Source organism: Photorhabdus laumondii subsp. laumondii, from assembly GCF_003343245.1.
Taxonomy (GTDB): domain Bacteria; phylum Pseudomonadota; class Gammaproteobacteria; order Enterobacterales; family Enterobacteriaceae; genus Photorhabdus; species Photorhabdus laumondii.
The window spans coordinates 3,051,785-3,074,708 of sequence record NZ_CP024901.1; the positions used below are offsets into that span (position 1 = coordinate 3,051,785).

At 40.5% G+C, this 22,924-nt stretch carries 19 protein-coding genes and 2 tRNA genes; 7 read left to right on the forward strand and 14 right to left on the reverse strand.

Annotated elements, in window-relative coordinates; all coding sequences use genetic code 11:
• Positions 1–165: 165 nt before the first annotated feature.
• Together PluTT01m_RS13410 and PluTT01m_RS13415 are read right to left on the reverse strand one after the other, a co-directional pair.
• Entirely contained in the window at positions 166–1,143 is a 978-nt protein-coding gene (locus PluTT01m_RS13410) for a CgnE/CgnB domain-containing protein (protein WP_011146831.1), read from the reverse strand.
• Between the two features lie 406 nt (positions 1,144–1,549).
• Complete coding sequence (locus PluTT01m_RS13415; RefSeq protein WP_011146832.1) at positions 1,550–2,227, reverse strand: riboflavin synthase; 678 nt, start codon at positions 2,225–2,227, stop codon at positions 1,550–1,552.
• A 226-nt stretch (positions 2,228–2,453) separates the two neighbouring features.
• On the opposite strand from PluTT01m_RS13415, the gene PluTT01m_RS13420 reads away from it, so the two are divergent.
• The 4 genes from PluTT01m_RS13420 to pykF all read left to right on the forward strand — a co-directional run bounded on the left by PluTT01m_RS13420 (position 2,454) and on the right by pykF (position 6,185).
• Positions 2,454–3,827, forward strand: coding sequence for an MATE family efflux transporter (locus tag PluTT01m_RS13420; protein ID WP_011146833.1), 1,374 nt, complete (start codon positions 2,454–2,456; stop codon positions 3,825–3,827).
• A gap of 171 nt (positions 3,828–3,998) precedes the next feature.
• Positions 3,999–4,075: transfer RNA gene (locus PluTT01m_RS13425), tRNA-Val, on the forward strand.
• A gap of 48 nt (positions 4,076–4,123) precedes the next feature.
• Positions 4,124–4,200 (forward strand) — tRNA-Val (locus PluTT01m_RS13430).
• Positions 4,201–4,775: 575 nt separating this feature from the next.
• Complete coding sequence (gene pykF / locus PluTT01m_RS13435; RefSeq protein WP_011146835.1) at positions 4,776–6,185, forward strand: pyruvate kinase PykF; 1,410 nt, start codon at positions 4,776–4,778, stop codon at positions 6,183–6,185.
• 252 nt (positions 6,186–6,437) lie between these two features.
• On the opposite strand, the gene PluTT01m_RS13445 is transcribed toward pykF, so the two are convergent.
• Positions 6,438–7,289 carry an enoyl-CoA hydratase-related protein gene (locus PluTT01m_RS13445; RefSeq protein ID WP_011146836.1) on the reverse strand — a complete coding sequence of 284 codons (852 nt, stop codon included), beginning with the start codon at positions 7,287–7,289 and terminating at the stop codon, positions 6,438–6,440.
• 441 nt (positions 7,290–7,730) lie between these two features.
• On the opposite strand from PluTT01m_RS13445, the gene PluTT01m_RS13450 reads away from it, so the two are divergent.
• Complete coding sequence (locus PluTT01m_RS13450; RefSeq protein WP_011146837.1) at positions 7,731–7,967, forward strand: major outer membrane lipoprotein; 237 nt, start codon at positions 7,731–7,733, stop codon at positions 7,965–7,967.
• 110 nt (positions 7,968–8,077) lie between these two features.
• Here the strand turns inward: PluTT01m_RS13450 and PluTT01m_RS13455 are convergent, their stop codons facing one another.
• The 7 genes from PluTT01m_RS13455 to sufA all read right to left on the reverse strand — a co-directional run bounded on the left by PluTT01m_RS13455 (position 8,078) and on the right by sufA (position 14,943).
• Complete coding sequence (locus PluTT01m_RS13455; protein ID WP_011146838.1) at positions 8,078–9,160, reverse strand: L,D-transpeptidase family protein; 1,083 nt, start codon at positions 9,158–9,160, stop codon at positions 8,078–8,080.
• Between the two features lie 121 nt (positions 9,161–9,281).
• Positions 9,282–9,698 carry a cysteine desulfuration protein SufE gene (gene sufE, locus PluTT01m_RS13460; protein ID WP_011146839.1) on the reverse strand — a complete coding sequence of 139 codons (417 nt, stop codon included), beginning with the start codon at positions 9,696–9,698 and terminating at the stop codon, positions 9,282–9,284.
• Positions 9,699–9,735: 37 nt separating this feature from the next.
• On the reverse strand, positions 9,736–10,974 hold the full coding sequence (gene sufS, locus PluTT01m_RS13465) for a cysteine desulfurase SufS (protein WP_011146840.1): 1,239 nt from the start codon (positions 10,972–10,974) through the stop codon (positions 9,736–9,738).
• A complete protein-coding gene (sufD, locus tag PluTT01m_RS13470) occupies positions 10,971–12,287 on the reverse strand; it encodes a Fe-S cluster assembly protein SufD (protein WP_011146841.1) in 1,317 nt (438 codons plus the stop codon). The genes sufS and sufD overlap by 4 nt, the downstream gene beginning before the upstream one ends.
• Positions 12,262–13,008, reverse strand: a complete 747-nt coding sequence (gene sufC, locus PluTT01m_RS13475; RefSeq protein ID WP_011146842.1) for a Fe-S cluster assembly ATPase SufC — start codon at positions 13,006–13,008, stop codon at positions 12,262–12,264. The genes sufD and sufC overlap by 26 nt, the downstream gene beginning before the upstream one ends.
• A 57-nt stretch (positions 13,009–13,065) precedes the next feature.
• A complete protein-coding gene (gene sufB / locus PluTT01m_RS13480; RefSeq protein ID WP_011146843.1) occupies positions 13,066–14,562 on the reverse strand; it encodes a Fe-S cluster assembly protein SufB in 1,497 nt (498 codons plus the stop codon).
• Positions 14,563–14,574: 12 nt separating this feature from the next.
• The gene (gene sufA, locus PluTT01m_RS13485) at positions 14,575–14,943 is read right to left on the reverse strand and encodes a Fe-S cluster assembly scaffold SufA (RefSeq protein WP_011146844.1); all 369 of its coding nucleotides are present in this window, start codon (positions 14,941–14,943) and stop codon (positions 14,575–14,577) included.
• A gap of 884 nt (positions 14,944–15,827) precedes the next feature.
• Between sufA and PluTT01m_RS13490 the strand changes: the two genes are divergently transcribed.
• Entirely contained in the window at positions 15,828–15,986 is a 159-nt protein-coding gene (locus PluTT01m_RS13490; RefSeq protein WP_071824117.1) for a Hok/Gef family protein, read from the forward strand.
• A gap of 546 nt (positions 15,987–16,532) precedes the next feature.
• Entirely contained in the window at positions 16,533–16,691 is a 159-nt protein-coding gene (locus PluTT01m_RS13495; protein ID WP_071824117.1) for a Hok/Gef family protein, read from the forward strand.
• Positions 16,692–17,346: 655 nt separating this feature from the next.
• On the opposite strand, the gene PluTT01m_RS13500 is transcribed toward PluTT01m_RS13495, so the two are convergent.
• The 4 genes from PluTT01m_RS13500 to ydiJ form a co-directional block, all read right to left on the reverse strand.
• Positions 17,347–18,429 carry a DUF262 domain-containing protein gene (locus PluTT01m_RS13500; protein WP_011146845.1) on the reverse strand — a complete coding sequence of 361 codons (1,083 nt, stop codon included), beginning with the start codon at positions 18,427–18,429 and terminating at the stop codon, positions 17,347–17,349.
• Positions 18,426–19,016, reverse strand: coding sequence for a hypothetical protein (locus tag PluTT01m_RS13505; protein WP_049789780.1), 591 nt, complete (start codon positions 19,014–19,016; stop codon positions 18,426–18,428). The genes PluTT01m_RS13500 and PluTT01m_RS13505 overlap by 4 nt, the downstream gene beginning before the upstream one ends.
• A gap of 198 nt (positions 19,017–19,214) precedes the next feature.
• The gene (menI, locus tag PluTT01m_RS13510) at positions 19,215–19,631 is read right to left on the reverse strand and encodes a 1,4-dihydroxy-2-naphthoyl-CoA hydrolase (protein WP_011146847.1); all 417 of its coding nucleotides are present in this window, start codon (positions 19,629–19,631) and stop codon (positions 19,215–19,217) included.
• Positions 19,628–22,687 (reverse strand): D-2-hydroxyglutarate dehydrogenase YdiJ, encoded by a 3,060-nt coding sequence (ydiJ, locus tag PluTT01m_RS13515; RefSeq protein ID WP_011146848.1) that lies wholly within the window; start codon positions 22,685–22,687, stop codon positions 19,628–19,630. Before ydiJ ends, menI begins: the two co-directional genes overlap by 4 nt.
• Positions 22,688–22,924: the final 237 nt, after the last annotated feature.

Below are 22,924 nucleotides of genomic sequence, written 5' to 3' on the forward strand. Positions count from 1 at the left end.
TCATCTTTCAAGTTACCTCTTTTGTTGGCTACACTCCCTTGCCGTCGCGATCCATCTTGAAATCCATAGGGTATAAAAGCTACAGGTTTCCACTGTAGCTTTTAGTCAATACAACAAACATATCCATGTTTAACTCTAATTTTAAAAAGATCGCTCTGTTTTCCACTAACGGAAATCATTCACATAACCATTATCAAAGAAGACCGTTTGATCAAATGCTATTTTTCCACCAGAAAATATCAAATCTAAATGATGACTCCCTTTTACACCACCACCCAAACCAAGATGTAAACCAGGATGTCGTTCTTCAAAACCAGCATTTCTGCCATAAAGCGCTTTCACACCCCTGTTAGTCCCAATACCAAACTCTTCAACAATTCGGTTTCCGTGATTATGGTTTAGGTATAAATTAAAATCCCGACTAAATTCATCATGTTCACAATCAAATCCAATAATTTCACCCTCTTTTATATTTATAGTCATCATATCATTGACAACCCCATACTTTATGGCAAAGGGTGCCGTACTCAAAAAAGTGCCACTAAAGCTGACACTACCGTTAAGGCGCTTTATATGGCTTGCTATTTCCCCAGGAATAACATCAAGATTTCCACTGCCATCAATGGAAGTCCACTTATGGTCTTTTTCTAAATAACCTACAATTGAGTTCCCTTTATTATCTGTATATTGAATCTTCTGTGATCGATTTGATAATTCAATAAGTTTTTTGTTCCTTTCTGTTATTGATGCTGGTGGCTCGCTAAATGCTTCAATGAAATGTGGGCCATAATCTTTAAACAATACAGATTTCTTCCATGATTCAGTAATAAAGCTTCTTATTTTGGTTAGATATTCTGGCCCTTGTGGAGATGCATTCTTTAATGTTGATGATGCGTAAAGAAAAATAAACAAATCACAATCAGATATTTTTTGTTTTATATCGTCCGGTGATGTTTTTTCTAAAAAAGCAAAATCAGACTTTACATCGAAATTCTTCTTATACATATACATCTTCTGCGCAATATCGCTATGCTCAGTATCAGATCCGATAAATATTTTTATACATTCACCATTTCTTACTTTATCCGAAATTGCGGGATGATGTGATAAACAACAATACATATTTTCAAGACTTTTATCCATGAGGACAATCCTGTTTATTTTTAAGTAAGGGGTGACTCCCCTTACTTATATAGTATTATAAAGAACCTTAATTATAAAAAACCGTTAAGGCCAAAGTGCGGTACCAAAAGGTACGACAGCTTGTGCATTCATCATTTCAACAGCATCATCATGTGTAGGTTCTTCAAGCCATTCATCTAACTCAATCGGGTTTTCCATAAAAAAGTAACCTCTAAAAATATCATCACGGGGATTAACCTGCGCTTTACGAGAAAACGCATTAACACAATAATAACAATATTAACTATATTAGTTAACATTACATGCAAAACACTGCAATATAAATCACAAAAAGGAGCATCGATGGGTTCAATGCTCCCTTTTAGCACACGGTTAATTCTGTTCGAAAGCGAAAATCGGGGTCCCCCTATCGCTCCTCATTTATTGCGCATTCTTCCATCAATGTCTCCGGTTGCTGAGAGGCAACCCGTTCCCGCTCTTTCTGAGCAAGAACACGCTCCACAGTATCAACAATCGCTTGAGTTTGTGAATCAATCTCGATATTAACCCTCTGACCAAGACGTTTTTTACCTAATGTCGTACGTTCCAGTGTTTCAGGAATAAGGTGAACGCAAAAACGATTATTAACAACATCGCCAATTGTCAGGCTGATTCCGTCGATGCCGATAAATCCTTTATGTAAGATATATTTCATTAATTGCTTATCATGGATACGGAACCATATTTGATGATTATTTTCTGAAGTGAAAATTTTAGCTATCTCAGCAACCGTGATGATATGACCGGACATCAAATGTCCACCAATTTCATCCCCAAATTTAGCCGCCCGCTCCAGGTTCACATAATCCCCTAGCTGTAAATCACCAAGATTAGTCAGACGTAGAGTCTCTTTCATCAAGTCGAAACTAATCTCATCGCCTTCTATTTTGGTTACCGTCAGACAACAACCGTTATTGGCAACTGACGCCCCTGTTTCAATACCTGGCAATAATTCAGCCGGGAATTTAACAACATGAGTCCGAAAATTACTTTTTTCATCAATAGCAACCAAGGGTGCTTTTCCCTGAACAATGCCCGTGAACATAGAAGAACCTCTTAATGATTGTGTATAATTATTAATTAGTTTATATCAAGTTGTCATTGATAAATACCACCTGATCATTTGAATATAAACTCAGCATTATTGTTGTAATATGGTATTAAATAGATACAATACTCCGGTTAGTAAGCGGTTGATTTTTCAAAAATCGTTTCTTATATACAGATATCTTTCTTAATATTTTCTACTTTCAATAAAAAAGGTGTAATGCGTGCAGAAGTATTTAAAAGAAGCGCGTAGTTTGCTCGCTCTGGGGATTCCCGTCATTATTGCTCAATTTTCACAAACTGCAATGGGGGTTGTGGACACCGTTATGGCGGGTAGCGTCAGTGCAACAGATATGTCCGCGGTTGCTGTTGGCACCTCGATCTGGCTGCCAGTTATCTTATTTGGTTACGGCTTACTATTAGCTTTAACCCCCATTATTGCGCAAATGAACGGTTCTGGTCGCAGGAATCTCATTGCTAGCCAAACTCAGCAAGGGTTCTGGCTAGCGATTTTTCTCTCCATTATCATTATTGCTATTCTATACAACAGCAAGTTCCTGATTGACAGGCAACACAATATAGATCCAATTTTGGCAGAAAAAGCCGTTGGATTTATCCACGCAATAATGTGGGGTGCGCCGGGCTATCTGTTTTATCAGGTACTGCGTAATCAATGTGAAGGTTTATCGAAAACCAAACCAGGCATGGTGATTAGTTTTTTAGGATTATTGATTAATATTCCGATTAACTACATATTCATTTATGGTAAATTTGGCGCGCCCGCTTTAGGTGGTGTCGGCTGTGGTGTTGCTACCGCCAGCGTTTACTGGGTCATGTTCCTGCTAATGCGTTGGTATGTGAAACGTGCATCATCACAGAGGGATATCCGCCCTAAACATCGCTTTGCCGCACCAGAATGGCATATTTTGAAACGCATTTCAGCCCTCGGCTTGCCTATTGCGATGGCGGTATTTTTCGAAATTACGTTATTTGCCATAGTGGCATTATTGATCTCTCCTTTAGGCGTTACTGCTGTTGCAGGGCACCAAATTGCCCAAAATTTTAGTTCATTAATGTTTATGTTCCCAATATCTTTGGCCGCAGCAACCACTATTCGTGTTGGCTATAATTTAGGGAAAAAATCTATCGAGAATGCCCGGATATCAGCCTATACCGGAATTATGGTTGGTTTGGTATTTGCTTGTTTAACCGCAACCTTTTCTATTATTCTGCGAGAGCCGATCGCCTTGATGTATAACGACAATCCTGAAGTTATCACCATGGCATCACATCTGATGCTATTTGCCGCGCTTTACCAATTATCTGATGCCATACAAGTGGTAGGGGCTGGCGTTTTACGTGGATATAAAGATACGCGTTCTATCTTTTATATCACTTTTATCGCTTTCTGGATTCTGGGGCTACCAAGCGGTTATATCCTGGGATTAACCGACTATATTGTACCCGCGATGGGGCCACAAGGGTTCTGGATCGGCTTTATTATTGGCCTGACTGCATCAGCAGTGATGATATTTGCTCGTATTTCATGGACACAAAAACAACCAGATGAGGTAATTTTACAACATTCAACCCACTAATTTACTTTACTCTAAAGCCGGGGATGAATACTTAACTGGTGGAATAAACGACAAACTCACTGTAACAGATGCAAATACGAACAGTTGAACAATAATTTGTGTTATTCCCCTTGCCAGAAGGCTAACTCGCCGTTAATATTCGTCCCCGTTGTCACCAATGCAATTTAGATTGCGTCCGTAGCTCAGTTGGTTAGAGCACCACCTTGACATGGTGGGGGTCGGTGGTTCGAGTCCACTCGGACGCACCAATTGCATAGTGATTACACCGGTTTGTATTGATTACACCGGGTTATAGTGCGTCCGTAGCTCAGTTGGTTAGAGCACCACCTTGACATGGTGGGGGTCGGTGGTTCGAGTCCACTCGGACGCACCAAGTCTACAAATAAATCTTCCTGTTTTTATTATCTTTTCTCTTGGTTGTGCTTAATTTATTTCCCACGTCAAAATAGACTGTTGTTTGTTTACAAACAGTTTGCGCAATGAGCAATAACTCTCCTCTGTTAAGATCTGCGTCATTTTTCCAGTTTACCGTTATAATTAATTCATATAATCATTTTTCGATTCATTTCACAGAAATAAGTCTCTATAATACGGCGAAATTTAGGGTTGAATGGTTTCAGCTTATTGATTTGCCGAACACTGAAAAGTTACAGATTAATCGTATGTATACCCTATGGATTTCAAGATGCATCGCGAATCCCCGGTCACATAGGTAACTATGTGACCGAGGTGAGTGAGTACAGCCAACAAAGAGGCAACTTGAAAGATAACGGGTATATAAGCTCGCATAATTACATGTGCCTAACCTCACACGAAAAGCACCGCATGTCTTCCACGCCACTTGTCCTTAATGATGTTGCGCAACGTTCAACACCACATGGTATCTGCGCAAACCATAAAGTTGGCGACTCACTATTTTATCCAATTAAAACCTGTAGATAGATTGTCATGAAAAAAACCAAAATTGTTTGTACTATCGGACCAAAAACAGAATCCGAAGAAAAACTGGCCGAACTGTTGAATGCCGGCATGAATGTTATGCGCCTCAACTTTTCACACGGAGACTATGAAGAGCACGGCCAGCGTATTCAAAATATCCATTCAGTTATGACTAAGACAGGTAAACAAGCCGCTATTTTGCTGGATACTAAAGGCCCTGAAATTCGAACTATGAAGCTGGAAGGCGGTAACGATGTCTCTCTAACCGCAGGTCAGACCTTCACTTTTACCACTGACACTTCCGTTATCGGTAATAAAGACCGTGTTGCTGTCACTTACCGCGGTTTCCCCGCGGATCTGGCTCCCGGTAATACCGTGCTAGTTGATGACGGCTTGATCGGCATGACAGTTAAAGAAGTCACTAAGTCAGAGGTTATTTGCCAAGTTTTGAATAACGGTGATTTGGGGGAAAATAAAGGTGTTAATCTGCCGGGTATTTCCATCAGCCTGCCTGCCCTGGCTGAAAAAGATAAGCAAGATTTGATCTTTGGTTGCCAACAAGGTGTTGATTTCGTCGCCGCTTCTTTTATCCGCAAGCGCTCCGATGTTCTGGAAATCCGTGAACATCTGAAAGCGCACGGCGGTGAAAACATTCAAATCATCTCTAAGATTGAAAATCAGGAAGGTCTGAACAATTTTGATGAAATTCTGGAAGCTTCTGACGGGATCATGGTTGCTCGTGGTGATCTTGGCGTTGAAATTCCGGTTGAAGAAGTGATCTTCGCCCAGAAGATGATGATTCAAAAATGTAATATCGCTCGCAAAGTTGTTATCACTGCAACTCAAATGCTCGATTCTATGATTAAAAACCCGCGCCCTACCCGTGCGGAAGCCGGTGACGTCGCTAACGCTATTTTGGATGGTACTGATGCAGTTATGCTTTCTGGCGAAAGTGCAAAAGGCAAATATCCAATAGAAGCAGTGACTATCATGGCAACGATTTGTGAACGTACAGACCGCGTTATGCCAAGCCGTATCGAAGCCGTCCATTGCCGTAACCTGCGCGTGACCGAAGCGGTGTGTCGTGGTGCCGTTGAAACAGCAGAAAAACTGGAAGCCCCTCTGATTGTGGTCGCAACCTATGGCGGTAAATCTGCCAAATCCATTCGTAAGTATTTCCCTGACGCGCCCATTCTGGCATTAACGACTAATGAAGTGACTGCCCGCCAATTACTGCTTGTTAAGGGTGTTTTTACCCAAATTGTTAAAGAAATCGCCTCTACCGACGATTTCTACCGCATTGGTAAAGAAGCGGCGCTAGCAAGTGGCCTAGCGAAGAAAGGTGAAATCGTGGTTATGGTATCTGGTGCCCTGGTTCCAAGCGGCACAACCAACACGTCGTCTGTTCACGTCCTTTAATTTAATAAGTCGCTTTATTTCTGAAACACCGTAAATATGGCGGTGTTTCAGGATATTGAATATCTGGTTTTCTCCGCCAATACCAAATTACTTTCCCAATCGTCATATTATACCCGTTAAGATTAATAATAATGCCATTCTCTGTTTTCTCGCGGTCAGAAAATGGCTTAACTCTCAACAATGATGGCATTTTCCAGCACTACATTATTTGTGGAGAATCCACTTTACATATCATCAATATCTTTGTCTTAATCATGGCTCATCGAAAGCTTTACCGACTTCACTTAAATTTTGGAACTCACTTTTTGTTCCGGTCGCTTTCGCTTGAATCGAGCACAGGATATCTTGACGGCTAAAAATCGAAGCTTGCAAAAGTGCTATTTGTTGCAATGATTCGTAAACACCATGATCACGGCTGTAAAGCATGGCTCGTTTAACCCCGTTAATAGCAATTGGTGGCCGATCAGCAATACGCCGGGCAGTCGCGAGAGCACCTTCGATTAGTGTTTCCGTAGAAGGGAACACTTTTACCACCAGCCCCAAATCATGAGCCTGAACCGCACTCAACGTATCCCCAGTTAGCGCGAGATAGCGAGCTATACCACTTGGGATCAAATGTTGCAAACGTTGAAGAATACCTAAGTCAGCCATCATACCAATATTGGTTTCTTCTATACGAAACTTCGCATTTTCAGCAGCAAAACAAAAATCGCACGCAGCAATTAAATCAAAACCTGCACCAAGACAAGCGCCTTGTACTGCGGCAATAATGGGGAATCGGGCATGTTCCAATACGCTTATCGCCTCTTGCATTTGCAATAAGCTGAACTGCATCGCTTCCCGCTCATTAGGATTAGCCGTATTAGCCTCTTTGCTAGAGGCAAAGATTTGCAAGTCAAGCCCACCACAAAATGTGTTTCCCTGTGCAGATATCACCATTGCCCGCACTTCACCTGAACGACTGAGTTGTTCTACTGTTTCAGGAAACCGTTTCCAAAACCCAAGCGCCAAACTATTTGCCTTTTCGGGACGACTGAGTTGTAAATGAGCGACTCCGTTGTCAATGCTGATGTTAAAATATTCGTTAGATTGATCACTTAACATAACAAACTCCTCTTACCAGTTTGAATTTGAGCCTAGGATTCAACCTGAACATTGTCAAGTTATTCATCTACAATAAGATTTACTTAACAAATTTGTTTTAAGAGAAACCCTAAATTTATGTATAAAAAAATAGCTTCATAAATGAGATACTCCGATAGTTCAATAGAGGTAAGATGACCTGGATGTTGTATTTCTTATTTATAAGAATTTTTAACTAAAATTATTTCGAAGAATATCATTCCCTCATGGAATAGGCTTTTTTTGATTAAAATGTTACTCAACGGTTTTGTTTTTTTACATTTAGATGAAAATTATCCGCTCACTAAAGAGAAAAATTGAAATAATTGGTTTTCATGATAAAAATTTATTCTCTTTCTAAAAAACTTTGTGTAATACTTACATGGCTACTTGGAGATTAACTTAAATCTAGAGGGTATTATAATGAATCGTACTAAAATTGTACTGGGTGCAGTAGTTCTGGCTTCTACTCTGTTGGCTGGTTGTTCAAGCACTGCTAAGGTTGACCAACTGACTTCTGATATTCAGACTCTGAATGCAAAAGTTGATCAACTGAGCAATGACGTGAACGCAGTACATACTGACGTTCAAGCCGCTAAAGACGATGCAGCTCGTGCGAATCAGCGTCTGGATAATCAAGTTCGTTCCTACAAAAAATAATTTTTTGTAATTATGTACAAAAATGGCACACAGTCCATCTGTGTGCCATTTTTTTATCATCAGATTCTGTCAGGTAAATATTCGCTGACTTCCTTGTCCGCAATAAAATATTAATTTTCCCGATAGATTGGCCCAGGCTGATATAACGGCGGTAATTTAAACGATTCAGATACATCGTTATTCACTGCCTGTTCTGCACCTTTAACATCATCTTCCATCGGCACGATATTCTCTTCTGGATTCTCTTCTGGTAAATCCTGTTGTGTTTCAGGCTCTATACCTTTACTTACCAGCACTGGCATACCAGAACGACGTACCATCGCTTGTTCAACAATATTCTTATCTGTCTTGTTATTATCAATGAACTTGTTCAAATCGGCTGAGCGGACAATAGGTAATGTCTGTGGATTATCATCCTCTTTTTTAGACAATGGCTGATGTACTTCAATATAACGCTTACCACTTGGTTCTACAGAATACTTAACCGCTTCATTGATAATCTGTACTCGTGTTCCACGAGGAACGGCGTTGAATAACGTTTCAATATCATCAGGACGTAAACGGATACAACCGGAACTCACCCGCATACCGATACCAAAATCAGCATTCGTGCCGTGGATCAAGTATTCTCCACGCCCGGCTGCTAAGCGCAACGCAAATGCGCCCATTGGGTTTTCCGGACCAGCAGGAACAACCGCAGGTAAAATAACCCCCTGTTCAGCATAATGTTTACGGATATTCTTAGTCGGCGTCCAAGTTGGATCTTTAATTAGCTGACTCACAGATGTTGTCATCACTGGCGTATTACGACCGAGTTGCCCAATACCAATGGGATACACGATGACGTTGTTTTTTCCTTTAGGAAAATAGTAGAGTCTAAGTTCTGCAAGGTTAATCACAATTCCCTGCCTCGGTGTATCAGGCAACAACATTTGTGATGGAATAATCAGTTCAGAACCCTGAGCAGGCAAATAAGGGTCGGTACCTGGATTAGCTTCCAGCATTGCCAGTAAACCAATTTTATATTCAGCAGCAATGGCCTCTAAAGAACGTCCATCATCGGGTACAACCAATGTCGTATTTTCGCCAATTAAACGACTATTGGCCGCTGGCAAAGTATATTCTGTGGCACTGACTGTGTTAGTTAGCCCACTGAACAATAACACGCCAATAAACGTTAAAACTCGTTTCATGCTTGCTTCCTGGAATGACTTCTGAATGTTATTGAATAAATTTATACCCGTCATCTTTCAAGTTGCCTCTTTGTTGGCCGTACATATTATCAGTAGCTGAAGAAACGCGTAAGACTGGCAACTAAACCATTTTACTTGTCCTATTTCGGATGGCATGTATCATCGCGTGCAGCCCCTGCGTGCGTGAGGGTGTCAGATGTTGCTCCAAAGACAATTTTCCAAAATATTCAGTCACATCCAAATCCAGAATCTCCTGGGTTGTTTTACCTTGAAACAGAATAAAGACAATCGCAACCAATCCTTTAACAATCGCAGCATCACTATCACCAATAAATTCCACTTTGTTTTGGTGATTCATTCTCAGTAATATCCACACCTGGCTCTGGCAACCTGCGATTAAGTTCTCAGGTTGGCGTTGTTCGTCAGTAAGAGGAGGCAACTTCGCCCCCAGTTCAATCATATAGAGATATCTTTCTTCCCAATTCCGGCAACGGGAAAAATTACGTAACAACTTATTTGTGTCGGGCAAACTTGCCATGACTTTTTCCTTATCACTCTTTCGAGCTATACCTTACTCAACCCAGTAACTGTTCTATTCGTTGCAATGCAACAACAAGTGCATCAATATCTTCTTGCGTAGTATAAATCGCCAATGAGGCCCTACACATACTGGAAACGTGATAATGTTCCATCACAGGAAGGGCACAATGATGCCCGGTACGGATCGCTATCCCATATTGGTCGAGGAAACTTCCCACATCATAAGCATGATGTCGGCCAAGGTTGAAAGCAATAACCCCCTGACGTTGCTCAGGACCATACAATTTCAGGGTTTTGACCTCTTTCAGCCGTGCCATTGCATAATCCATCAGTGCCTGTTCATGCTGCTGAATTTCATCCAGCCCAAGTGAAGTGACATAATCGACAGCAGCACCAAGCCCAATAATTCCCGTAATATTTGGGGTTCCCGCCTCAAATCGCCACGGTGGTTCTGCATAGGTTATCCCCTTTTGCAGGCTGACCTGTTTTATCATCGCGCCACCCCCTTCCCAAGGTGGCATAGCATCCAGCAGGGATTTGCGCCCATAAAGCACACCAATGCCTGTTGGGCCATATAATTTGTGACTGGAAAAAACATAGAAATCGCAATCCAGATCCTGCACATCAATTTGCTTATGCATAATGGCCTGAGCGCCATCGACCAGAATATGTAACCGCCCTTCCTGCTCATCAGCCAGTTTTCTTGCCTGTTTTATGATTTGACGTACAGGATTCACGGTGCCAAGCACATTAGAGAGATGAGTAAAAGAAAGCAATTTAGTCCGTGAATCAATCAAAGAAGCTAAAATTGCTTGATCCAATTCGCCATTCTCATTCAATGGCCATACTCTAATTTCAAACCCAATCTGTTCTGCCAGCATATACCACGGAACGATATTGGCGTGATGTTCCATTTCAGTAATAACAATATTATCGCCATTATTGATAAACTTGCGGCCATAACTGTTAGCAATCAGGTTAATCCCTTCCGTCGTACCTTTGACGAAGACAATTTCTTCATGACTTTGAGCATGAATAAATTGCGCTATCTGGTAGCGCACATTTTCAACCATTCGAGTAGCCGCAGAGCTCAGGGTATGAATTCCCCGGTGCACTGCCGCATACTGGTGCAAACAAAATTCACTTTCTCGTTCAATAACCGAAACCGGCTTCTGAGCACTAGCAGCACTATCAAGATAAACCAGTGGATGCCCATTAACCTGTTGAGTTAATACCGGGAAATCTTGCCGCACCTTTTTTACAGAAAAAGTCATCTTTCCACTCTCGCTAAACGGTGCTTAATGTGGTTCATAACAATAGCCTTCAGGGATTCATCTTCAATAGATTCAGTCAGCTCCGCAGCAAAAGCAAATACCATCATATGCTCTGCATCGCGTCGGCTGATACCGCGTGATTGCAGATAAAACAGTTGCTCTTCATCTATCCGACCAACAGTCGCACCATGACTGCATTTCACATCATCAGCGTAAATTTCCAGTTGGGGTTTGGTATCCACTTCTGCTTGTTTGCCTAACAACAAATTGTTATTGGTCATTTGTCCGTCGGTTTTCAATGCGTGAGGAGCCACTTTAATCATGCCGTTAAATACCGCTTTGCTCTGATCCATCACAATGGTTTTATGCAACTGACGGCTTTCACAATGTCCCTTATGATGTTCCAAATAAGTACGCGTATCGGCAACCTCTTTTCCTTGCGGCAACAGTAAGCTGTTCAACGACAAATTGGCCCCTTCGCCATTCAACTTAACGCTGGTATTGTGTCGGCCAAGCCCTGAGCCTAATAAAAAGCTGGTACTTTTTACTTGAGCATCACGACCAATCACAATATCGTTATGGGCAAAGTGATAGCTTGCGCTGTTCTCAACCCCCAGTTTTATATGGGTGAAATGAGCATTATCCCCCACTTCCGCGGTTAATCGGCCTCCTGTCATATGAGGTTGTTGCCCATCAATACTGACGAAATGTTCAATCACGCTGGCGCTCGCATTCGTGCCTACAGCAATGTGGTAGCGGTAATGACTGCTATTCAACGCTTCACTACAGTGACTACTGGTTATATTCAGCAGGTAAAGGGGCTTTTCTGCCACTTGCCCAGCCTTTAACGTAATAACCAAAGGCTGTTGGGCCAAACTCTCTGTCAAATGCAGAAAAATCTCACCCTGTTGTATCGGTGCAGGAAGCCCACTTTTGTTATCCAGTAAACTGAGCTGATATGGCCCAAATTCACAGGAACTCAGTAACGGTGAAAAACAACCATTCACCATCACGACACGCCAACAATCCATTGAAATCGCTAGCTGTTCACATTGTGCTACTGTCAATTCCCAAGTTTTGCTGCTGTATTGCTGATTTAACAATTTATCCAGCGGCGTATAACGCCAATCTTCATGTCTGAATTGAGGAAAACCGGTTTTAATGGCTGTCTGCCAATGCAAACTGGCATGAAATGAATCCTCACCATGACGGCAGTGGTACAAATCAGCAAAACGTGCTAATGCTTGCTGGTTACGTTCTGCAACTTGCCGCACCTTTTCAGTTCGTTCACTGTTGGTCAATAAGCCAGCCATAACCTTGCTCCTCCAACTTTTTCGCCAGACTGAAATCACCGGATTTAATTATTCTTCCCTGATAAAGCACATGCACAAAATCAGGTTTCACATAATCCAAAATACGTTGGTAATGGGTCACAATAATGAATGAACGATTTGGATCACGTAGAGAATTCACACCATTAGCCACAATTTTCAATGCATCAATATCCAGCCCTGAATCTGTTTCATCCAGAATACAAAGTGTCGGCTCCAGCGCGGCCATTTGTAGAATATCATTACGTTTTTTCTCACCACCGGAAAAACCAACATTAACTGAACGTGTCAGCAAATCCGGTGGCATATCTAACAATTCAATTTTTTCTTCGATAAAATCGGCAAAATCAAAGCGATCCAGCGGCTCCTGATGGCGATATTGGCGGACAGCGTTCACTGCGGTTTGCAGGAAAAATTGATTACTGACACCCGGAATTTCCACCGGATATTGAAACGCCAGGAAAATCCCCTCACCAGCTCGCTCCTCTGGCTCAAATCCAAGTAAATTTTTTCCTTTAAAAGTGATTTCACCATCATCGATTTCATACTCTTCACGGCCAGCTAACGTTGCTGATAATGTACTTTTACCGGAACCGTTCGGCCCCATAATGGCATGAATTTCACCCGGTTTAACGTCAAGATTTAATCCTTTTAGGATTTCATTACCTTCAACACTGACTCGTAAGTTTTTAATACTTAACATATTACATGCCTTCGAACGACTTAACGTTCTGTCATAAAAAAGGGAAACAGGGAAAACTCATCCGACACTGTGTTCAAGGCTGATCGCCAGCAATTTTTGTGCCTCAACGGCAAATTCAAGGGGAAGTTCAGAGAACACATCCTTACAGAACCCATTAACAATCATAGAAATAGCATCATCTTCACTGATGCCACGTTGCAAACAATAGAACAATTGATCCTCACCAATGCGGGAGGTTGTCGCTTCATGCTCCAGTTGCGCCGTATTGTTCTGTACTTCCACATAAGGGAATGTATGTGCACCACATTCTGTACCAATCAACATGGAGTCACATTGGGTATAGTTACGGGCGTTTTCTGCTCCCGGTAATATTTTGACCAACCCACGATAACTGTTCTGACTACGGCCAGCAGAAATGCCTTTTGAAATGATGGTCGATTTGGTATTACGGCCAATGTGGATCATTTTGGTACCGGTATCTGCCTGCTGAGTACCGTTAGTCAAAGCCACGGAGAAAAATTCGCCAATCGAATTATCCCCTTTCAAGATCACACTGGGATATTTCCAAGTAATTGCGGAACCTGTTTCCGATTGAGTCCAAGACATTTTGGCATTTTCGCCTTCACATAATGCCCTTTTAGTGACAAAGTTGAGAATTCCCCCAGCACTGTCACCACCGGAAAACCAGTTCTGGACAGTGGAATATTTCACTTCGGCATCTTTATGGATAATCACTTCGACAACAGCAGCATGAAGCTGATAGCTATCACGCACCGGTGCAGAACACCCTTCTATATAGCTGACATAACTGCCTTCATCAGCAATCAGGATAGTACGCTCAAATTGGCCCGTTTTCGCCGCGTTGATACGAAAATAGGTGGACAGTTCCATTGGACATCGGACGCCTTTTGGCACATAAACAAAAGTACCATCAGAAGCCACTGCGGCATTCAACGCGGCAAAAAAATTATCGTGGCTTGCAACCACACTGCCGAGGTATTTACGGACCAATCCGGGATATTCCTGTATCGCTTCACTAAATGAACAGAAAATAATCCCTTCTTTCGCTAACTTATCCCGATAGGTCGTTGAAACAGAGACGGAGTCAAAAATAGCATCTACCGCAACAGCTTCACCTTCCCGTACAGGAACACCCAACTTATCAAATGTTTCTTCAATTTCCGCGGTTAAATAGCTATTAGCTTGCTCCGACCCTGTCCCTTGAACAGCACCAGATTGTGAATTGCAACTATCACTACAAGCACCGCATGAAGGTGCTGAATAGTAACTGTAGTCCTGGTAATCAAGATTAGGATAATTCGCTTTCAACCAATGGGGTTCTTCCATTCCTAACCAATGGCGATAAGCCTCCAACCGAAATTCAAGCATCCATTCGGGCTCATTGCGTTTTGCGGAAATAGCCCGCACAACATCTTCACTCAAACCTTTAGCTAGCTCATCCGTCGCTACCTGAGTAAAGAAGCCTTCTTTATAGCGATGATCGCTGAGCCAAGTCTGCACATCATCACTGATTTCTACATTGCTCTGAGACATATATTGGTACACTTATATACCAAAGCTTTCACCACACCCACAGGCATGTTGTGCTTTTGGATTATTGAATTTAAATATCTGATTTAAACCTTCACGAACGAAATCCACTTCCGTACCATCAATAAATGGCATTGCTTTCAGAGGGACATATAAACATGCACCTTCATTTTCATACCTCAGATCATCAGGTGCGGGATCGTTAACCATCTCAAACACATAGCCAAAGCCGGCACATCCCGATTGCTTAACCCCCAGATATAACCCTTTGCTTTGTGGGTTTTGCTGCATCAACTTTAAGATCTGCGCTGCGGCTCTCGCGGTGATGGTGATTCCTTGCCATGCGGTTTCATTCAGAGAAAAGGTTTCAACACTGTTTGTCATAGTTGACCTCACATTTATTCTATAGCTATTCTTGCCGCCGTTATCGGAGTGCTCTCCTCCTGTATAATGGTAATGATAACCTTTATCACTTCAACCATTTGTTTTAAGAGGATATACCTTGATCAGCCCAAATTTTATACAAATACGATGATTTATGTTCATTTCACATGAAGGTATATCTTTAATTTATTGTTTTATCTATAAATTATTAGTTTGATCAATTGTGCTATATTTTACTTATTAGCGTAAAATAAAAGCACAAAAAGTTCATCAGAAACACTATTTGATGTGAACTTTCAGATATACGGGAAAATAGTTCCTTTCCCAGTATGAAAATAGCAGCCAACCAGATAAAATTGACATAGTTAGCCGAAGATGCAAAATAGAGATTGTCATTATGATCATAATATATAGAAATAGAATTTCTATTTAATCGAGACAATTAATTAAACGCATTAAGAAACAATTTTATCTATATATACCCTATGGATTTCAAGTTGCATCGCGACGACAAGGGAACGAATCCCCGGGAGCATAGATAACGATGTGACCGGGGTGAGTGAGTGCAGCCAACAAAGAGGCAGCTTGAAAGATGACGGGTATATTCCATTTTCAACACGCCTTCCTTTCTTTATTAATAGCTTTATTAGCTGGTTAATTTAATTCGAAGGTATTACATGACAATAATAAATATTTTCAAGATCTTGCATCTTATATGAATAAAAGTATACTGCCTCCGGGTGCTTGAGACTTTCTGTCTTAAGCATTATGTTTCAGGCAGAAAGAGAAAAGCCCCATCCGACTATAAATCGAAATGAGGCTACCCCTATGCCTAGCAACGTAAGGCTAGCCTCTTACCTGATAAAAAGCAAGGAGAGAAGGCTATGAAGCCGCAAAAAATCGCAATATTTAGTTTGATCATTATTTGTGTGACATTACTCATATTCACGTGGATAACAAGGGGTTCAATCTGTAAACTCCATATCAAACGAGGTAATACAGAGGTTGCGGCAATCATGGCTTACGAATCCAGCGACAGGTAAGGCAACCTTAGGCGGGAGGTTTTTACTCCCGCCCTTTTAGATGTTGTTATGACTTGGTTCTCAGGCACCCTTCATATTTAAGCGGAATTAAGCATAAATTAAAGCTACTGAAACTCTGGCATTCTTGGATTCACATAATAAGTGCAACATCGTTAACCGGAGATGTAAAATAGAGGTTGTTATTATATATTTTCTATTTAATCAACTCAATTAATCAAACGCATTAAGAAACCATTTTATCTATATATTCCATCATCAACATTCTTTCCTTTCTTTATTAATAGCTATACTGGCTGGTTAATTTAATTAGAAGGTATTACGTGACTATAATAAATATTTTCAATATCTTGCATCTTAGATGAATAAAAGTATACTGCCTCCGGGTGCTTGAGACTTTCTGTCTTGAGCATTATGTTCTAAGCAAGAATTATGTTTCAAGCAGAAAGAGAAAAGCCCCATCCGACTATAAATCGAAATGAGGCTACTCCTATGTATCAGCAACATAAGGCTAGCCTCTTACCTGACAAAAAGCAAGGAGAGAAGGCTATGAAGCCGCAAAAAATCGCAATATTTAGTTTGATCATTATTTGTGTGACATTACTCATATTCACGTGGATAACAAGGGGTTCAATCTGTAAACTCCATATCAAACGAGGTAATACAGAGGTTGCGGCAATCATGGCTTACGAATCCAGCGACAGGTAAGGCAACCTTAGGCGGGAGGTTTTTACTCCCGCCCTTTTAGATGTTGTTATGACTTGGTTCTCAGGCACCCTTCATATTTAATCGGAATTAAACATAATTACAGTCACTGAAACTTTAGCATTAATTGATATATACCCAATGGATTTCAAGATGCATCGCGACGGCAAAGGAGCGAATCCCCTGGAGCATCGATAACGATGTGACCGGGGTGAGTGAGCGCAGCCAACAAAGAGGCAACTTGAAGGATAACGGGTATATCAGCATTTATAGATTTTAGTAAGAATTTTCAATTAGATCTTTCCCTATTACAGTATTAATTCTTTTAAGATAATTCACCATTTCTATTCATCAGACATATACAATCAAACAACCCATAATATTATAAAAACACCCACAAGCTCCATAAATATACTTCTTAAAGGTTATCATAACTCAATTCAATTACCGCAAAAGGTAACTTTTATCTATAAATTATTAGTTTGATCAATTGTGCTATATTTTACTTATTAGCGTAAAATAAAAGCACAAAAAGTTCATAAAGAGGCATGATTTAAGATAGGGTTTAAAATATACCGGAGAATAATTTATCCTCCGGATTAAAATAACAATCAGCCAAATAATAATTAGGAAGCCTTGCCGCTTTAAAAAAAATAGTTCAAAGCTGACAGCTAACACATTCAGAAACTATTTTATCTATATATACAGCCCTTAACTGTCTTTCTTTTTTATCATTAACAGCCTCACTAGCCGCCAATTTATAATCATCAGGAAGATGATCTGAAAAATAATTCAGTTTTTCCTTAAGTAAGGATATATTTATAATATTTTTATTTCTAACATTACTTACAATAGACAAGAATAAAGTAAAAAAATTAGCTTTATTCAACCAATAGGATTTACTAGTAAATTTCATTTTTAATATAATATAAGCTGTTTTTTCAAAATTATCAATAAGCTCGTCTTTTTCTTCAAACACATAAGAATAACTATTCAAATAATCATATGTTTTTTCATTCCTATGAAAAAATGAATATAAATACGTTGACATAATATTCAATATATGAATTAAATGTACTTTTCTAATAAAATCGCTTGATGTATAAATACCTTTCTCTAAAATTAATTTTCTAAAATTATTAACTTCCTTAGTTTTTGCCCAAGAATAGAATTCTACAGGAATATTTGGATCTTCTTTGAACATAGCTTCCCCATCTTCTATCCAAGATATATCGATCTGATCAGTCAATAATTTCGCAACAAGCATATAATCTGATGTAGAATATTGAGATGCTAATTTTTCTATATTTGTCAAAGAATTTGATGTTCTATTAATTCTCTGAAATATATCATTAACCTTAGGATCGTCATTTTCAAGATCAAGCTCAATGACTGCTATCTCATACTTTAGAAAATTAGCCTTCTCATCACCATCTAATTCATTAAAATATTTATTCCTAACAGGAAACTTATCATCAATAAATTCCATTATCGCATTTGTTCTTTGCTGTCCATCAACAATACAAGAAACTGTTATCATTCTATCCACATCAATTTTCCCTTTCGATATAAATATCTGAGGGAAAGGATAACCAGACAATATTGTATCAATAAAATCTACTTTATGTTTTTCTCGCCAAACCAAATTTCTTTGAAAATATGCGTCAGGTATTAATTTTTTACTACGAATATCATTCACTAAATTTAGTAAAGAAACTGAGCGAACTCTATAATCTATCATATTACCCCCTCTCTATATTTTTCAATTATATCAGATTGTTTAATTTCAAAAAAGCATTGTGATTGATATATACCAGCATTTATAGATTTAAATAAGCATCTATAACTTTGAGACAACTTGTTAAAAAATGAGAACCAATCTTCTTTTTCAGGGCAATACGGCATTAAATCCGGCCTAAATATTCCTTTAGAAATACAATTTTTATATTGTGCAAATTTACTTCTATTATTCTCTCTATCTTGAGGAAAGTCTCTTATATCTTGAAATCCTTTTGTTTTATAAAAAACAATTTCCGAGTACCTAATAAATAACTCATTACTAATAATCGCAATATCTAAATCAGAATCTCCTGGAGAGAACGTAGAAGATTTATATATGCTTTGACCAATTTTTGCAGATCCAACAACATGTATTGACGAAAATGGTATGCAAAATTTAGAGCTAATCTGATTAAATATTTCATATTGTAGCTCTTCATTATTATGAAAAACATGTGTTGGATAGCATAAATATATTTTCCTCACTATTTCATGATGTGGAATATTATTATCTATACCAACATCAATCCCCCTCATATAATCTGCCATTTCTGTTCCAGTTAACATTTAATTTTATAAGATATATGAAAACACAATTTGTACAAATAATAATATTATAAAAACATCAATAATATCTATAAAAAATCTATTTCTTGGAGGATTATCACAATTAAATTTAATACGTAAATAAATAACCATTTCACTTAATAAGTAGGTTATTTTTCTATTAAATAACCTACCTTCATTTTATCCAGGCAAAACTGATGTGGTTAACCGAGAGGTACAGCACAAATGTTGCCGCTCATCAAAAATATCAATTCGCCACACCTGGTGATTGCGGCCAATATGAAGAGGTTTACATACGCCTTTCACTTCACCACTACGAACCGACCGAATATGGTTAGCATTGATTTCCAGCCCAACAACTTTTTTCTCACCTTCGGAACAGAGATACCCAGCTAAAGAACCGAGTGATTCTGCCAGCACAACAGATGCCCCGCCATGCAATAAACCAAATGGTTGACGCGTGCGATAATCAACCGGCATTGTGCCTTCGATATAGTCATCACCGATATGCGTGATTTTTATGCCCAGATGGCCCATCATACATTGGCTATTTACTTGATTCAGGCTATCCAGTCCAATATCACGTTTCCAAATCATGGGATTATCTCCAATAAAGCTTGCAACGGATGCTTAAGTACTTGCCCTTCTATCCGCTTAACCTGACTTCGGCAGGAATAACCGGAGCTTAAACAACGCTCCAATGGTAATTTCTGCAAGGCAGGTTGCCAGGATAACTTATAGATACCAATAGAGTGTTCTATGTTTTTGTTTTCATGACCATAGGTTCCGGCCATGCCACAGCAGCCTACACTGATATTATCCAGCTTGCTACCCAACCGATGGAAAATTTTTCCCCATTGTTGACTACTGCCCGGTAGCATAGTCACTTCGGTACAATGTCCAAATAGATACCATTTATCACCGGATTTTTCTTCATGGTCACTTTTCTCCGGTAAGGTATTAATCAACCATTCATGAACAAGCTGAACCTCAAACTTTCCACGCTGTTCTCCCAAAATTTCTTTATATTCGTCCCGGTAGCACAGCACCAGCGCTGGATCAACACCCACCATTGGAATACCCAACTCCGCAACCCGGTTCAGAAAGTCTGACGTCTTTTTGGCCGTTTTAGTAAAACGGGATAAGAAGCCTTTGATATGTTGTGCTTTACCGTTTGGAGAAAATGGCAGCAATACGGGTTTATATCCCAATTTTTCTACCAAATAGGCAAAATCAGCCACAACTTTAGCATCGTAATAGCTCGTGAACGGGTCCTGAACAATCAACACATGTTCGTCACGATGAGCCTGTTCCATTTTTTCAAGCTGTTCCAGTGTGGTCGAAAGTGCATAATGACCCGCCAGTTGTTGGGGCAGCGTCGGGCTGGATAACAAGGGTAAATCCACCATGCCGATAGTCCGGCGACTCAATTCTTGTATCCACGGTTGTTTCAGGAAGAAATTGAAGACCCGAGGGACCTTAGCCATTAATGGTGTACTGCTTTCCGCACTCGCCACAATATGATCACGTAAAGGGCGAAAATAGCGGCCATGATATAACTCAAGAAAACGTGCACGAAATGACGGAACATCAATTTTAATCGGGCACTGCGTTGAGCAAGCTTTGCATGCCAGACAACCCGACATTGCCTCTTTCACTTCGTGAGAAAAGTCATACTCCCCACGCCATGCCTGCCAACTATTGTGAGTCTTCTCAATCAACCCACGCAAACTTGGTCGTTTTTGTTCTAATCCCTGTTTCAGTAACGTCGGATCTACCCCCTGTTCAGTTAAAAGACGCAGCCATTCACGCACCAGTGTCGCGCGTCCTTTCGGTGAATGGATACGTTGCTGACTCACTTTCATTGATGGACACATCGGGCTTTTTACATCGAAATTAAAACAGAGCCCATTCCCATTACACTCCATAGCACCACGGAATGTATTCCTGACATTTATCGGAATTGTCCGATCATACGTTCCTCGCTTAACAGCATCGACTTTCATCATAGGGGCATCAACCCCCATCGGCGGACAAATTTTGCCCGGATTCAAACGGTTATCCGGGTCAAAGGCAGCCTTAATTCGGCGTAATTCTTCATACAAGATGCTACCGAAAAATGCCGGGCTGTATTCAGCTCGAAATCCTTTACCATGCTCTCCCCACAACAAACCACCATAACGTGCGGTGAGACTGACAATTTCATCAGAAATCTGTTTCATCAGTATCTCTTGCTGAGGATCACACATATCCAGCGCCGGCCGAACATGCAGCACCCCCGCATCCACATGACCAAACATACCGTAATTAAGATGATGGCTATCCAATAGCTGCCGGAATTCCACAATATAATCAGCGAGATACTGTGGCGGTACACACGTATCTTCTACAAAAGGAATGGGTTTCGCCGCACCTTTACTGTTACCCAACAAGCCAACTGCTTTCTTGCGCATTGCATAAATACGCTCAATATCAGCTAACTCTCGGCAAATTTGATAACCAATAATCCCAGCTTGATTGCCATCCATCAGTTCATCAAGGCGCTGGCAAAGTGTTTCTACTTGCCGGTCTATCAAAGGCTGATCATCGCCACTGAATTCAACAATATTCAACCCCTGCATATCTTTGTTAGGAATATCCGTTATCAATTCCTTAACTGAGTGCCAGACGATATCCTCACGCGCCAAATTCAGCACTTTGGAATCCACGGTCTCAACCGATAATGCCTTTGCCTCCACCATAAAAGGAGCATTACGCAGTGCAGAATCAAATGAATCATATTTCACATTCACCAATCGCCTGACTTTTGGCAACGGGGTAATATCCAAAACCGCTTCGGTAATAAAAGCTAGCGTTCCTTCTGAACCAGTTAAGATACGACCTAAATCAAATTTCCGCATGTCATCACTGAACACATGGCGCAAATCATAACCGGTCAAAAAGCGATTAAGTTTGGGGAATTTTTCAACGATAAGTTCACGTTGTTCACGGCAGCGGCTAAGCACCGTGTTATAAATGCGACCGGTAACCGAATCCTCTTGCGCAATCGATTCCGCCTGGACTATATCCATAGCGCGGGTGTCAAGTAATTCCCCCCCTAATAGAACTGCCCGTAGGCTAAGAACATGATCAGAAGTTTTACCATAGACTAATGAACCCTGACCGGATGCGTCAGTATTAATCATGCCGCCCAATGTTGCACGGTTACTGGTTGAAAGCTCCGGTGAAAAGAAATAACCATATGGACGCAAATATTGATTCAGTTGGTCTTTAATCACCCCCGCCTCAACTCTGACCCAACCTTGCGCCGGGTTAATCTCAAGAATGCGATTCATATAACGGGACATATCCACCACAATGCCGTCATTAAGCGCCTGGCCGTTTGTGCCTGTACCGCCACCGCGTGGCGTAAATGTCAAATTCTGATACTCTTTTTCACCTGCGACACGAGCCAGTAAAACCACATCTGCACTGGATCGAGGGAAAACGATAGCCTGTGGTAAGAGTTGATAGATACTGTTATCTGTCGCCATTGTCAGACGATCGGCATAACTACTGGCAACATCTCCGGTAAATCCTTGTTCCTTCAATGTATCCAAGAACTTCTGCGCCACCTCACTGACGTGCGGTGCTTGTGATATGCGTGGGATCATTATCGTTTTGACCCTTTTAAAATGAGTGTCCACATTGCTCCATTTATACTATCTTTGAATCAATGCCTTAATCAGCCGTAACCATTTACTACCGTTAACTGATTTGTCTGATAAGGCAAGCGTTTACCTTATCATAATATTCACCTATTTTGAGTAACCTATATACCCAATGGATTTCAAGATGCATCGCGACGGCAAGGGAGTGAATCCCCGGGAGCATAGCAAACGATGTGACCG